This window comes from Streptomyces sp. NPDC006365, assembly GCF_042870755.1.
Lineage (GTDB): Bacteria > Actinomycetota > Actinomycetes > Streptomycetales > Streptomycetaceae > Streptomyces > Streptomyces xiangluensis.
The window spans coordinates 25,970-40,379 of the sequence record NZ_JBIAHS010000008.1 but is presented as its reverse complement, the minus strand read 5'-3'; the positions used below and the strand labels follow the sequence as shown (position 1 = coordinate 40,379).

At 69.3% G+C, this 14,410-nt stretch carries 12 protein-coding genes; 10 read left to right on the top strand and 2 right to left on the bottom strand.

The window, feature by feature from the left end; translation table 11 throughout:
• Positions 1-4 precede the first annotated feature (4 nt).
• Positions 5-943, top strand: coding sequence for an N-acetylneuraminate synthase family protein (locus tag ACFYO0_RS22475; protein ID WP_388678692.1), 939 nt, complete (start codon positions 5-7; stop codon positions 941-943).
• 70 nt (positions 944-1,013) lie between these two features.
• Positions 1,014-2,357: a hypothetical protein gene (locus ACFYO0_RS22470; RefSeq protein ID WP_388678690.1), complete on the top strand. Its 1,344-nt coding sequence runs from the start codon at positions 1,014-1,016 to the stop codon at positions 2,355-2,357.
• A gap of 40 nt (positions 2,358-2,397) precedes the next feature.
• Here the strand turns inward: ACFYO0_RS22470 and ACFYO0_RS22465 are convergent, their stop codons facing one another.
• Entirely contained in the window at positions 2,398-3,045 is a 648-nt protein-coding gene (locus ACFYO0_RS22465; protein ID WP_388678687.1) for a class I SAM-dependent DNA methyltransferase, read from the bottom strand.
• Between the two features lie 380 nt (positions 3,046-3,425).
• Here ACFYO0_RS22465 and ACFYO0_RS22460 point away from each other — a divergent pair, with 380 nt between their 5' ends.
• From ACFYO0_RS22460 to ACFYO0_RS22425, 8 genes are all read left to right on the top strand, one after another.
• The gene (locus ACFYO0_RS22460; protein ID WP_388678684.1) at positions 3,426-4,646 is read left to right on the top strand and encodes a M20 family metallopeptidase; all 1,221 of its coding nucleotides are present in this window, start codon (positions 3,426-3,428) and stop codon (positions 4,644-4,646) included.
• 318 nt (positions 4,647-4,964) lie between these two features.
• Positions 4,965-6,017, top strand: coding sequence for a BMP family protein (locus ACFYO0_RS22455; RefSeq protein WP_388678681.1), 1,053 nt, complete (start codon positions 4,965-4,967; stop codon positions 6,015-6,017).
• A gap of 343 nt (positions 6,018-6,360) precedes the next feature.
• Positions 6,361-7,407 (top strand): BMP family protein, encoded by a 1,047-nt coding sequence (locus ACFYO0_RS22450; RefSeq protein WP_388678678.1) that lies wholly within the window; start codon positions 6,361-6,363, stop codon positions 7,405-7,407.
• Between the two features lie 225 nt (positions 7,408-7,632).
• Entirely contained in the window at positions 7,633-9,258 is a 1,626-nt protein-coding gene (locus ACFYO0_RS22445; protein ID WP_388678676.1) for an ABC transporter ATP-binding protein, read from the top strand.
• A complete protein-coding gene (locus ACFYO0_RS22440; protein ID WP_388678673.1) occupies positions 9,258-10,388 on the top strand; it encodes an ABC transporter permease in 1,131 nt (376 codons plus the stop codon). The genes ACFYO0_RS22445 and ACFYO0_RS22440 overlap by 1 nt, the downstream gene beginning before the upstream one ends.
• The gene (locus ACFYO0_RS22435) at positions 10,385-11,650 is read left to right on the top strand and encodes an ABC transporter permease (protein WP_388678671.1); all 1,266 of its coding nucleotides are present in this window, start codon (positions 10,385-10,387) and stop codon (positions 11,648-11,650) included. Before ACFYO0_RS22440 ends, ACFYO0_RS22435 begins: the two co-directional genes overlap by 4 nt.
• Positions 11,647-12,042 (top strand): cytidine deaminase, encoded by a 396-nt coding sequence (locus ACFYO0_RS22430; RefSeq protein ID WP_388678668.1) that lies wholly within the window; start codon positions 11,647-11,649, stop codon positions 12,040-12,042. The genes ACFYO0_RS22435 and ACFYO0_RS22430 overlap by 4 nt, the downstream gene beginning before the upstream one ends.
• Positions 12,043-12,076: 34 nt before the next feature.
• On the top strand, positions 12,077-13,369 hold the full coding sequence (locus tag ACFYO0_RS22425) for a thymidine phosphorylase (protein ID WP_388678665.1): 1,293 nt from the start codon (positions 12,077-12,079) through the stop codon (positions 13,367-13,369).
• Positions 13,370-13,403: 34 nt separating this feature from the next.
• Here ACFYO0_RS22425 and ACFYO0_RS22420 read toward each other — a convergent pair whose 3' ends face one another.
• Positions 13,404-14,324, bottom strand: a complete 921-nt coding sequence (locus tag ACFYO0_RS22420; protein WP_388678662.1) for an AEC family transporter — start codon at positions 14,322-14,324, stop codon at positions 13,404-13,406.
• Positions 14,325-14,410: the final 86 nt, after the last annotated feature.

Sequence of the window (14,410 nt, the reverse complement as noted above, 5' to 3'; positions counted from 1 at the left end):
CACCATGAGCACCAACTCCCGTCTGCGCACCTTCGGTCCGAAGACCGCCGGCCCGGGCCACCCCGTCTACGTCGTCGGCGAGATCGGCATCAACCACAACGGCGAGCTCGAGAACGCGTTCAAGCTCATCGACGCGGCCGCCGAGGCCGGCTGCGACGCCGTGAAGTTCCAGAAGCGCACCCCGGAGATCTGCACCCCGCGCGACCAGTGGGACATCGAGCGCGACACCCCCTGGGGCCGCATGACCTACATCGACTACCGCCACCGCGTGGAGTTCGGCGAGGACGAGTACCGCCAGATCGACGAGTACTCCAAGGAGAAGGGCATCGCCTGGTTCGCCTCCCCGTGGGACACCGAGGCCGTCGCCTTCCTCGAGAAGTTCGACGTCCCGGCCCACAAGGTCGCGTCCGCGTCCCTGACCGACGACGAGCTGCTGCGCTCGCTGCGCGCCACCGGCCGCACGGTCATCCTCTCCACCGGCATGTCGACGCCGAAGCAGATCCGCCACGCGGTCGAGGTCCTCGGCTCGGACAACATCCTTCTCTGCCACGCCACTTCGACCTACCCCGCGAAGGCCGAGGAGCTCAACCTCCGGGTCATCAACACCCTCCAGGCCGAGTACCCGAACGTCCCGATCGGCTACTCCGGCCACGAGACGGGCCTGCAGACCACGCTCGCCGCGGTCGCCCTCGGCGCCACCTTCGTCGAGCGTCACATCACCCTCGACCGCGCGATGTGGGGCTCCGACCAGGCCGCCTCCGTCGAGCCCCAGGGCCTCACCCGCCTGGTCCGCGACATCCGCACCATCGAGGCCTCCCTCGGCGACGGCGTCAAGAAGGTGTACGACTCCGAGCTCGGCCCGATGAAGAAGCTGCGTCGCGTCCAGGGCGTCATCGCCGAGGCCGAGATCGCCGCCGCCGCGGGCGAGCCGGTCGCGGTCTGATCCCGGCCCCCATCAGTCCGTATCCACGGATTCCCCAGTCCGTACTCACGGAAGCGACGGTCATACGTCGATGAGCCCCCGCGCCGGATCCGCCGGCCCCCGCCCGGCCTCCACACACACGCTCGCGTTCGTGGAGAGCCCGGTCCAACTCCTCAACGTCCTGGAATGGGCACATGCCGATGCCCTCCGGGCTGCGGGGGAGTCGGCCGGGCCCGCGCCCGGCGCGGGGGGCGGAGGGCCGGCGCCCGCGCCTGCGGCGGAGCCGGCATCCGCGGCGGGCCCGGGGGCCGGCGAATCGACGGCCGGCGCGGCGCCGGATGCCGTCGAGGCGGCGTCCGGTCCCACGCCCGGGACCGCGGGGCCGAGTCATGTGGCGGGACTGGCGACCATGCCGGAGGCCACCGGCCCGGCGGGTGGCCCCGTGCCCGGCACTGCCCGCGCGGTGACCCACGCGGGGCTCACCCTCGTCGTTCTCTCCCCCAACGACCCCATGACCCGGGGGCAGCTGCGCCGCATGGCGGAACTCGCCCGTGGTGAAGGGCACGAAGTGCGCTGGGAGGAGGCCCGGGGTGGGGCTACGGCGCCCTTTCACACCGTGGGCGGGCTGGCGCCGCTGCTGCGGCGGGCGAAACGGATCGTCATGGGGGACCCGTTCTCCCGCTACGTACAACTCCTGCTCACCATCACCCGCGCCCGCGACCTCGTCGTCGTGGACGACGGCACCGCGACGATGGAGTTCGTCTCCCAACTCGCCCGCGGTGAACGCCTGGTGCGCTGGCACCGGCGCGGCGGCCGGCCCGGCCCGCGCGACCTGGTGTTCGCGCCGGTCTCTGCCTCGGCCCGGCGCCGCCTCACGCCCGGCTCCGGGCGCCGCGTGGAGGTGTTCTCCTCCATGCCGATCACGGAGACGCCCGACGGCGTCCACGTGACGGCCAACGACTTCTCCTGGACCCGCGCCCGCTTCGGCCCGCCGCGCCTCACCAAGGGCGCCGACCTCGTGGGCACCTCCCTGGTGGAGACGGGTGTCGTGGACCCCGACAGATACCTCGAAGCGGTGAGGGGTCTCACCAAGACCTACGGCGCGACCCGTTACTTCGCACACCGCCGTGAAGCCCCCGACAAACTCCACCGGCTGGCCGTCGAGACCGGCCTGGAGATCGTCCGCCCGGACCTCCCGCTGGAACTGATCGCCCGCCGCGGCCCCATCGGCCGTACGATCCTCAGCTTCCCCTCGACGGTCGTCCACACCCTCCCGCTGGCGCTCGCCGGCACAGAAGTCCGCGTCGCCGTCTGCGACATCGACCCGGCATGGCTCACGGCGACCGCCTCCCCGCGGGCCCAGGGCTTCCTGTCGGGAGTCACGGGAACGGCGCGGGACGTACACCGGTTGTCGGCGGTCACGACGGCAACCTGATGAGGGCCCAGCGCGGGCTCAGCGCGGGCCCAGCGCGGGCTCAGTGGGGTTTGCGGGCCAGCAGAAAGGCGCGCGGGAGCTTCTCGTTCTCGTTGGGCTCGCGGATCACCTGGGCGTGCATGACGAGTCCGGCCTTGTCGATGAGCTCGGTGACGTTCTCGGGACGCCGCCAGTGATAGTCCAGCGAGATGGCGTGGCCGAAGCGTTCCGCCAGCTCGAAGTGCTCGTCGCCTGCCTGGAAGGCGAGCAGCAGGTGGCCGCCGGGGGCGAGTACGCGGTGGAACTCGGTGAAGACATCGGCGAGTTGGTCGTCCGGGACGTGGATGGTGGAGTACAGGGCCGCGATTCCGCCGAGTACGTCGTCCGGCAGGTCGATGGCCGTCATCGAGCCCACATGGAAACGAAGCTCGGGGTACGACTGCCGCGCCATCGCGACCATCTTCGGTGACAGGTCGATCCCGAACACGGGCGTGTCCAGGCTGCTGAGGTAGGCCGTCACATGCCCCGTCCCACATCCGACATCGGCCACGGGGCCGACCCCGGCGCCCCGCACGAGCTCGGCGAACCCGTTGATCAGCGCCTTGTCCAGAGGCTTACGTTCCAGGTCGTCGGGAAAGCGGTCCGCGTACTCGGTGGCTATCGAGTCGTAGGACGCGCGGGTGTTACGTATGAAGTCCGGTTCGCTCACGGTCGGGGACGATACTGCGCGGCATGGGGTCGGTGGCCGCGGTTCACGCGTTCTTCGGCGGAACGTCGGCTTCGGGGGAGGGCCGTGCGATGCGTTGCGGGCGGGCGTCCGAGCGGGCGAGCTGGAACGGCCCGCGACTGGGATGCGTGGTATGCGTAGAAGTCCGGGCATCGAGTCCGGCCTCCACCGGCAGCACCGGTCATCCCCGTGGTTCCGGGAGCGGAGGCCCCGCCTCGGCCCGAAGCCGGGCGAGTTTACCCATCGTGCCTGATATGTAAGCGCGACGCGGGCGGGTTTTCTCGGCCGGCGGGCTGATTTTTTGTGGATCGTGGGCCAGCCGGCCCCCGTGTCGCCCTACCCTTCAAAGGGTGAAGCAACTGATGTCCCTAGAGTCCGAGGCCGCAACGACCGGCGGAGCAGTGCTCCCCGGCACGCTCCCGGAGGGCCTGCGCACGGAACTCGTAGCGTTCCGCCGCGACCTCCACATGCACCCGGAGCTCGGCAACCAGGAGTTCCGTACCACCGCGGCGATCAAGGCACGGCTGGAGCGCGCCGGGCTCCGGCCCCGTGTGCTCGCCATCGGAACCGGGCTCATCTGTGACATCGGCGAACCGGACCCCGCCCACCCCATGCTCGCCCTGCGCGCGGACATCGACGCGCTGCCGATCCCGGACATGAAGGTCGACTGCGCGTATCGCTCGACCGTCCCCGACCGTGCGCATGCCTGCGGACACGACGTCCATACGACCGTGGTGCTGGGCGCCGGCCTCGTGCTCGCCGAGCTGCACAAGAAGGGCCTGCTGAGGCGTGCCGTACGGCTGATCTTCCAGCCCGCCGAGGAAGTGCTGCCCGGCGGTGCGCCCGACGCCATCGAGTCCGGAGCCCTGGACGGTGTCGGACGCATCGTCGCCGTGCACTGCGACCCGCGGGTCGACGCGGGGCGCATCGGGCTGAGGCACGGACCCATCACCTCGGCGTGCGACCGGCTCGAGGTCGCGCTGGACGGCGCCGGCGGACACACCGCGCGCCCTCACCTCACCACCGACCTCGTGACCGCCGCCGCCCGCGTCGTCACCGACGTGCCCGCCCTGGTCGCCCGCCGTGTCGACGCCCGTAGCGGACTCGCCGTCACCTGGGGCCGTATCGAGTCCGGGCACGCCTGCAACGTCATCCCCCAGCACGCCGAGCTGTCCGGAACCGTGCGCTGCCTGGACCTCGACTCCTGGCGTGCCGCCCCCGACCTCGTGCACGCCGCGATCGACGAGATCGCCAACCTCTACAAGGCGAAGTCGGAGATCAACTACATCCGCGGCGTCCCGCCCGTCGTCAACGACCCGATGACGACCGAACTGCTCCGCGAGGCGATGGCCACCCGCTTCGGCGCCCAGTCCGTCGAGGACACCGAGCAGAGCCTGGGCGGCGAGGACTTCTCCTGGTACCTGGAGCGGGTGCCAGGCGCGATGGCCCGCCTCGGTGTACGGACGCCCGGTGAGCGCGGCGTACGGGATCTGCATCAGGGTGACTTCGACGCGGACGAGCACGCCATCACGGTCGGTGTCGAGCTCTTCACGGCGAGCGCCCTCCTCGACGCGGCCCAGTAAGCGACTCGGCAAGCCGGGTGGCCGCACGGCATCACTCCGGTTGCGCCACCGACCACCCGCGAGGCAGCCCGGTGCGCGTGCCTCTACGGCGCGCGCACCGTCACGTAGAGGCCGACCGGGCATACGGAGGGTGAGTGCCACAAGGGGCGTTATGCGCGAATCGCACCTTTCGGGACCGCGGTTCACAAGGACTTAACCGGCCATCGGCACGAATGGATAACGGCCAGGCGGTACCCCATTCCCCCCAGTGTCTACGCGCGTTAATCTGCGCCGAACTCAGCACCCACTGCGGGCTTTGGAGAATGGGGAAACTTCAACATGCGTCGGATATCCAAACTGACCCGAGTCGCGGTGGGGGTCGCGTCGCTCGCGCTCGCTGCCACGGCTTGCGGCGGCACCAGCAATGAAGCCGGAAGCAGCGATGGTGAGGGCGACAGCAAGAAGGGCCTCGCCATCGCCTACGACATCGGCGGCAAGGGCGACCAGTCCTTCAACGACGCCGCCTTCTCGGGCCTGGACAAGGCCAAGAAGGAGTTCGGCTACGACACGGCCGACATCGAGCCCACCGAGGGTGAGACCGACGCCGACAAGGTGCAGCGCCTGACCTCGCTGGCCAAGCAGGGCTACAACCCCATCGTCGGTGTCGGGTTCGCGTACGGCCCCGCGATGCAGGAGGTCGCCGCGAAGTACCCGAAGGTCAGCTTCGGCATCGTCGACTCGGTCGTCGAGGGCAAGAACGTGGCGTCCCTGGTCTTCGCCGAGAACGAGGCCTCGTACCTCGCCGGTGTCGCCGCCGCCAAGGCGACCAAGACCAACACGGTCGGCTTCGTCGGCGGTGTGGACATCCCGCTGATCCACAAGTTCGAGGCCGGCTACAAGCAGGGTGTCGCCGACACCAACCCCAAGGTCAAGGTCCTCTCGCAGTACCTGACGCAGACCGCCGAAGAGGGTGGCTTCTCCAGCCCCGACAAGGGCAAGGCGGCCGCCGAGTCCCAGCTGGAGAACAACGCGGACGTCGTCTACCAGGCCGCCGGTCTCTCGGGCCAGGGTGTGATCGAGGCCGCCGCCACCCAGAAGAAGTGGGCGATCGGCGTCGACTCCGACCAGTACGAGCAGCAGGCTCTCGCCAAGTACAAGAACTACATCCTGACCTCGGCGCTCAAGGACGTCGGTGGCGCCGTGTACGCGCTCGCCAAGTCCGTCGAGGACAAGAAGCCGCTGACCGGCGTGCAGACCTTCGACCTGAAGGTGGACGGCGTCGGCCTCTCCGAGACCAACCCGGAGTACGCCAAGATCGCGGGCCTCAAGGACGCGGTGGACAAGGCCAAGGCCGCCATCATCGACGGCACCATCAAGGTCAAGACCGAGTAACGATTGCTCGGCACGGTTGGGGGAGGCAGGCGGGCGCGCATGGCGCCCGCCTGCTCGTCTTTCGCCGGGGTCCGCGGTGTTGTTCACGGCCGGATAACAAGGTGAACGGTGGGGGTTTTCTCGCGGGTCTACGCGCGTTACTCTGCGGCGAAGCCAGCGCCAGAGCCGTACCGCAAGGGCGCTTGGCGCTCCGCTGGAAGAACCGTGACGCACCGCGGGCCGGCGGAGGCCGGTCGCGCCCACGCGGCGGAGCCGCAAATTGACACAGCTCCGCGCCCCTCACGGGGCGCGGGACCGCACCGGACTTCACCAAGGCCGCTTTGTACGACAGGAGCAACAACTCATGCGCCGGGTTTCCCGCCTCGCTCTCGCAGGCGCCGCGACCACCTCTCTCGCCCTCGCCCTGACCGCCTGCGGCGGCACCTCGACCTCCGCCTCCTCGGAGGCGGACGGCAACCAGGGCCTCGCCATCGCGTACGACGTCGGCGGCAAGGGCGACCAGTCCTTCAACGACGCGGCGTACGCGGGTCTGGAGCGGGCGGAGAAGGAGTTCGGGTACGAGACCACCGACGTCGAGCCCACCGAGGGTGAGACGGACGCCGACAAGACGCAGCGTCTGGTCTCGCTGGCGAAGCAGGGCTACAACCCGGTCGTCGGCGTTGGCTACGCCTACGCGACTGCTGTGAAGGAGGCGGCGGAGAAGTATCCGGACACCACCTTCGGCATCGTCGACGACTCCACGATCGAGGCGAAGAACGTCGCGGACCTGGTCTTCTCCGAGGAGCAGGCCTCGTACCTCGCCGGTGTCGCCGCGGCCAAGTCCACGAAGACGAACACGGTCGGCTTCGTGGGCGGTGTGGACATCCCGCTGATCCACAAGTTCCAGGCGGGCTTCGAGCAGGGAGTCGCGGACACGAATCCCAAGGTGAAGGTCCTCTCGCAGTATCTGACGCAGACCGCGGAGGAGGGTGGCTTCTCCAGCCCCGACAAGGGCAAGACGGCCGCCGAGAGCCAGATCGAGAAGAAGGCCGACGTCGTCTACCAGGCGGCGGGTCTCTCGGGCCAGGGTGTGATCGAGGCCGCCGCCGCAGGCAAGGTGTGGGCGATCGGCGTCGACTCCGACCAGTACAAGCAGGAAGCCCTCGCCAAGTACAAGAACCACATCCTGACCTCGGCGACGAAGGACGTCGCCAAGGCGGTGTACAACCTCTCCAAGTCGGTCGAGGACGGCAAGCCCGAGACCGGTATCGTCAGGGGCGATCTCAAGGCAGGTCAGGTCGGCCTCGCGGACTCCAACCCGGAGTTCAAGAACAACACCGAGCTCCAGAAAGCCATCACGACGGCCAAGGAGAAGATCATCAGCGGCGAGATCAAGGTCAAGACCAGCTGATCCCGTAGGGCCACGAGCAGTGCGGCGGTCCCGAGTGGCCGCTGGTAACCGCGGGGTTACGTCCGCTGAACGGGGTACCGGGAGTCTGGCTCCCCGTACCCCGTTGTCGGCGGTACGTCGCCCCTCTTCCGATGCCGTAGGGGCGCGCGTAGACGACCCCCTTCCCCAGGAGAGTGCGCCATCAACGCGTCCAGCAGCCCTCCGGCCGAGGCGGCGGGCGGTCAGGTGACCGCAGTCGAACTTGCCGGGATAACCAAGCGATTCCCGGGCGTCGTGGCCAACCACGACATCCACCTCAGCGTCCGTAAGGGCACCGTCCACGCCCTCGTCGGCGAGAACGGCGCCGGCAAGTCGACCCTGATGAAGATCCTCTACGGCATGCAGAAGCCGGACGAGGGCACCATCGCGATCGACGGCGAGCAGGTCACCTTCTCGTCGCCCGCCGACGCCATCGCCCGCGGCATCGGCATGGTGCACCAGCACTTCATGCTCGCCGACAACCTGACCGTCCTCGAGAACGTCGTGCTGGGCAGCGAGAAGCTGTACGGCATCGGCGGCAAGGCCCGCCGCAAGATCCAGGAGATCTCCGAGCGGTACGGCCTCGGGGTGCGCCCCGACCTCCTGGTCGAGGAACTCGGTGTGGCCGCCCGCCAGCGCGTGGAGATCCTCAAGGTTCTCTACCGCGGCGCCCGCACGCTGATCCTGGACGAGCCCACCGCCGTCCTCGTGCCGCAGGAGGTGGACGCACTCTTCGCCAACCTGCGCGAGCTCAGGGCCGAGGGCCTGTCGGTCATCTTCATCTCCCACAAGCTGGGCGAGGTGCTCTCGGTCGCCGACGAGATCACGGTCATCCGACGCGGTACGACGGTCGGTACGGTCGTGCCCGCCGAGACGACCTCGCGCCGGCTCGCCGAGCTGATGGTGGGCAGCGAGCTGCCGACGCCGGAGACCGCGGAGTCCACGGTCACCGACCGCCCCGTACTGACGGTCGAGGACCTGCGCCTGGAAGCTCCCGGCGGCAAGGCCCTGCTCGACGACATCAGCTTCACCATCCACGCGGGTGAGGTCCTGGGCCTGGCCGGAGTCGAGGGCAACGGCCAGACCGAGCTGGTCGACGCGCTCATCGGCCTCAGGCACGCCGACTCGGGCGTCATCAAGCTGGCCGAGGAGGAGATCACCTCCTGGCCCACCCGCAAGCGCCGCGAGCAGGGCGTCGGCTACATCCCCGAGGACCGCCACCGCCACGGACTGCTCCTGGAAGCCCCGCTCTGGGAGAACCGCATCCTCGGCCATGTCACCGAGCGGCCCAACGCGAAGGGCGTCTGGCTCGACCCGAAGGCCGCGCAGGCGGACACACGGCGCATCGTCGAGGCGTACGACGTCCGCACTCCCGGCATCGACGTCACGGCGGCCTCCCTGTCCGGCGGCAACCAGCAGAAGCTGATCGTCGGCCGCGAGATGAGCCACAAGCCGCGCTTCCTGCTCGCCGCCCACCCCACCCGCGGTGTGGACGTCGGCGCGCAGGCCGCGATCTGGGACCAGATACGCGAGGCACGCCGCGAGGGCCTGGCCGTGCTGCTGATCTCCGCCGACCTGGACGAGCTGATCGGTCTCTCCGACACCCTCCGGGTGATCTACAACGGCAGGCTGGTCGCGGACGCCGACCCGGCCACCATCACCCCGGAGGAACTCGGCTCGGCCATGACCGGCGCCGCCTCCGGACACCTCGAACACGACGAGTCCGACCAGGGCGCTGCGGACGCTGCGCCCTCGTCGGACGGTCCGGCGATGACCAAGGCAGACGGTCCGGCGAAGACCAAGGCAGAAGCCCCGGAAGACGAGGCCCGCTGATGAAGAAGTTCGACAGGGAGCGCGTGCTCCTCGCGGTGGCCGGGCCGGTCATCGCGCTCGTCGTGGCCGTGGCCCTGACCTCGATCGTGCTGGTCGCCTCCGGCAAGAACCCGGTCGAGCCGTACACGCTGATGTTCGAGCAGGCCACGTTCTCCGACGTCCAGGTCCTGATCATCAACCAGGCCTCGATGTACTACATCGCGGCGCTCGCGGTGGCCATCGGCTTCCGGATGAACCTGTTCAACATCGGCGTGGACGGGCAGTACCAGCTCGCCGCCATGATGGCCGCGATCGTCGGCGCCCATGTCGCGCTGCCGGCGGCCCTGCAGATCCCGCTGCTGATCCTCACCGCGGTCTTCACCGGCATGTTCTGGTCGGGCATCGCCGGCGTCCTCAAGGTCACCCGAGGCGTCAGCGAGGTCGTCGCGACGATCATGCTCAACGCCATCGCGACCTCCGTCATCGGCTACCTGTGGTTGCCCAACGTCTTCGGCGTCAAGGTCGGCAACAACAACACCACCGGCGAGATGCACGAGTCCGGCTGGATGCCCGGCATCGACATGGGCGCGGCCGGCGAGATCTACGGCTTCGTGGTCATCGCGGTGCTGCTCGGTATCGGCTACTGGGTGATGCTCAACCGCACCCGCTTCGGTTTCGACCTGCGCTCCTCCGGCGCCTCGACGACCGCCGCCGCGGCCAGCGGAGTCGACCCCAAGCGCATGGTGGTCACCGCGATGCTGCTCTCCGGCGGTCTCGCGGGCATGGCGGGCCTGCCGATCCTGCTCGGCGACACGCACACGTACAGCCTCAACTTCCCCACCGGCATCGGCTTCCTGGGCATCGGCATCGCCCTGCTCGGCCGCAACAACCCGACCGGCATCGCCTTCGCGGCCCTGCTGTGGGCCTGGCTCGACAAGGCCTCGCCCGAGCTGGACTTCCACGACTACGACAAGGAGATCGCGGTCATCATGCAGGGCCTGATCGTGCTCTCGGTCGTCGTCTCGTACGAGGCCGTACGCGAATGGGGTCTGCGCCGCCAGCAGCGCCGCGTCGGCGCTGAACTCGCCGCGGGCCACGTCCTCGGCGCCTCCTCTGCCAACTCGACCGAGAAGGAGGTGGCTGGCCGATGACCACCGCAACCGACCTCAACCAGCCCACGCTGCAGCCCGCGGCACCCGTCGGCCGTCGCCTGACACTCCCTGTCCTTCTGCTGATCATCGCGGGCGCCCTGGCGCTGACCTCGATCGTCCGCATCATCACCGGCGCCGACGGCATCACCAATGTCAGCCAGATGTCCACCGCGCTCGAACTGGCCGTCCCGATCGGCCTCGCCGGTCTCGGCGGTCTGTGGGCGGAACGCGCGGGCGTCGTCAACATCGGCCTCGAGGGCATGATGATCCTCGGCACCTGGTTCGGCGCCTGGGCCGGCTACCAGTGGGGGCCTTGGACCGGCATCCTCGTCGGCATCATCGGCGGCTGCGTCGGCGGACTGCTGCACGCGATCGTCACCATCACCTTCAACGTCAACCACATCGTCTCCGGTGTGGCCATCAACATCCTGGCCCTCGGTGCCACCCGCTACCTCGCCCCGCTCGCCTTCGAGGGCGTCCAGGGCGGCTCGGCCAAGCAGTCCCCGCCGGTGGAATCCCTCGGCGACTTCACGGTGCCGGGCCTCTCCGACGTGCTCATCGACCTCAACCGCGAGGGCTGGTTCCTGATCTCCGACATCGCGGGCCTGCTCGGCGGCCTGGTCACCAACGTCTCCTGGCTGACCCTGATCGCCATCGCGCTGATCCCCGGCACCTGGTGGGTCCTGTGGCGCACCGCCTTCGGCCTGCGCCTGCGGTCCTGCGGTGAGAACCCGGTCGCCGCCGAGTCGCTCGGCGTCAACGTCTACAAGTACAAGTACCTGGCCGTGATCATCTCCGGCGGCCTGGCCGGTCTCGGCGGCGTGTTCCTCTCCATCGTGGCCAACCCCTTCTACCTGGAGGGCCAGGTCAGCGGTCGCGGCTACATCGGTCTCGCCGCGATGATCTTCGGCAACTGGATGCCGGGCGGACTCGCCATCGGCGCCGGCCTGTTCGGCTACACCGACAGCCTCAACCTGCGCGGCGGCTCCTCGAACGTCCACGCCCTGCTGCTGCTCGCCGCGATCCTGCTGGTCATCGGCGCGATCTGGCTGGTGGTCAAGAAGAGGTATGTGGCCGCCGTGCCGACTCTGGCCGTCGGCGTGCTGGTCTTCACCTGGTACGCCCTCACCGACGAGGTCCCGAACCAGGTCGTCTCCGCCACGCCGTACGTCATCACGCTGCTCGTCCTCGCACTGTCCGCGCAGCGCCTGCGAATGCCGAGGGCGAACGGCATGCCGTATCGAAAAGGCCAGGGCAAGTGACACACGCCGTCGACTGGGAGGCCCTCCGGGAAGCGGCACGTACCGCCATGTCCCGTGCGTACGCCCCGTATTCGGGCTTCCCGGTCGGCGCGGCGGCCTTGGTCGAGGACGGCCGCACGGTGTCGGGCTGCAATGTCGAGAACGCGTCGTACGGGATCGGGCTGTGCGCCGAGTGCGGGCTGGTCTCCCAGCTACAGCTCACCGGCGGCGGCCGGCTGACGCACTTCACCTGCGTGGACGGCCGCGGCGAGATCCTGGTCCCGTGCGGGCGCTGCCGCCAGCTGCTGTACGAGTTCGGGGGCCCCGAGCTGCTCCTGGAGACGCCGGCGGGGATCGTGCCGCTGTCGGAGATGCTGCCGCAGGCTTTCGGCCCGGGCCATCTCAACAAGTGACAAGCGACGACAAGTGCATTGTGGAAGGAAAGCCATGACGCTGTTGCTGGCGGATGCCATCTCCGTCATCCGCACCAAGCGGGACCGTGGTGAGCTCAGCGACGAGCAGATCGACTGGGTCATCGACGCGTACACCCGCGGTGAGGTAGCCGACGAGCAGATGTCCGCCCTTGCGATGGCCATCCTGCTCAACGGCATGAACCGTGCCGAAATCGCCCGCTGGACGGCGGCGATGATCGCCTCCGGCGAGCGCATGGACTTCTCGACGCTGTCCCGCCCGACGGCCGACAAGCACTCCACGGGCGGAGTGGGCGACAAGATCACGCTTCCGCTGGCACCTTTGGTGGCGGCGTGCGGGGCCGCCGTTCCCCAGCTGTCGGGCCGCGGCCTCGGCCACACCGGCGGCACCCTCGACAAGCTGGAGTCGATCCCGGGCTGGCGGGCGCTGCTCTCGAACGAGGAGATGCTGAACGTCCTGGACGGCGTCGGCGCGGTGATCTGCGCGGCGGGCGACGGTCTGGCTCCCGCCGACAAGAAGCTGTACGCGCTGCGCGATGTGACGGGGACGGTTGAGGCGATCCCTCTGATCGCTTCCTCGATCATGTCGAAGAAGATCGCGGAGGGTACGGGTTCGCTGGTCCTGGACGTGAAGGTGGGTACGGGCGCCTTCATGAAGACGATCGAGGACGCGCGTGAACTGGCGTCCACCATGGTCGGGTTGGGCACGGACCACGGAGTGCGGACGGTCGCGCTCCTGACGGACATGTCGACCCCGCTGGGCCTGACGGCGGGCAACGCGCTCGAGGTCCGCGAGTCGGTGGAGGTCCTGGCTGGCGGCGGCCCTTCCGATGTGGTCGAGCTGACCCTTGCCCTGGCCCGCGAAATGCTGGACGCGGCGGGCGTGAAGGACGCGGACCCGGCCAAGGCCCTGGCCGACGGTTCAGCGATGGACGTATGGCGCCGCATGATCACGGCCCAGGGCGGCGACCTGGACGCGCCCCTGCCGACCTCCCGTGAACAGCACGTGGTCAAGGCCTCCTCATCGGGCGTCCTGACCCGCCTCGACGCGTACGACATCGGCATCGCGGCCTGGCGCCTGGGTGCGGGCCGCGCCCGCAAGGAGGACCCGGTCCAGGCGGCCGCAGGCGTGGAGATGCACGCGAAGCCGGGCGACACGGTGACGGAAGGCCAGCCATTGCTGACCCTGCACACGGACACTCCGGAACGCTTCGCGTACGCGCTGGAGGCGGTCGAGGGTTCGTACGACGTCGCGGCGTCGGGCACGGACTTCACGGCTGCGCCGGTGGTCCTGGAACGTATTGCCTGACCTGCCGTACGTCCTCCCGTCGGCTGAGCCACCCTCACCCCAGCAACGCCGCGACCACCACCAACACCGGCACCGCGAACATCGTCGACAGCAGGATCGCTTCACGCGCCAGCACTTCACCGACCCTGTAACGCGAGGCATACGTGAAGAGGTTCTGGGCGGCGGGCAGGGCCGAGGTGACCACCACGTCGAGCAGGGGCGCACCGCGCAGGCCGAAGACGCCGGCCGCCAGGGCCCAGGCGGCCAAGGGCTGGCCCACCGACTTCAGGGCGACCGAAAGCAGGACAAGGTGCCGGTCGGGACCCCGTCCCGGCATCGTGCTGCCGCACAGGGAGATGCCGAAGGCCAGGAGGACGGCCGGGACCGACATGTTCCCGATCAGCGTCAGCGGGTCGAGGACCGGGCCCGGGACCGTCAGTCCGCTCGCCGAGACGGCCACGCCGGACAGGGAGCCGATGCCGACGGGGTTGCGGACGGGAGCGGTCACCCGCCGCCAGACCGTGCCCTTCCCGCCCGGTCCCGACAGGTCGAGGATCGTCAGCGCGACGGGCGTCATCACGATCTGCTGGAACAGCAGCACGGGCGCCACGAGCGAGGCATCGCCCAGCACATACACGGCGATCGGGATGCCGAGGTTCCCCGCGTTGACATAACTGGAGCACAGCGCGCCGATCGTCGTCCGGCCCACACCCCAGCGGCGTACGACACCGACCGCGACGAAGACACCGGCGACCGCGCACGTACTGATCGCCGTGACCAGCAGCCGGCTGGACAGGATCACCGACAGGTCGGCCTGCGCGAGGGTGGTGAAGAGCAGGGCGGGTGTGGCCACATGGAAGGCGAGCTTGGTCAGCACCTCCCGTCCGTTGTCCCCGAGATAGCCCCGGCGGCCGATCAAGTAGCCGACGCCGATGACCACTGCGATCACCGCGAAGCCGTTCAGCACCCCCTGCACGAAGTCCCCTCGGGCGCGAGGAAGCGGGCGGAGATCCGTACGGCTGCCGGTTCGTCGGGTGCGTGGGGTATCCGTACGGGCGCTGA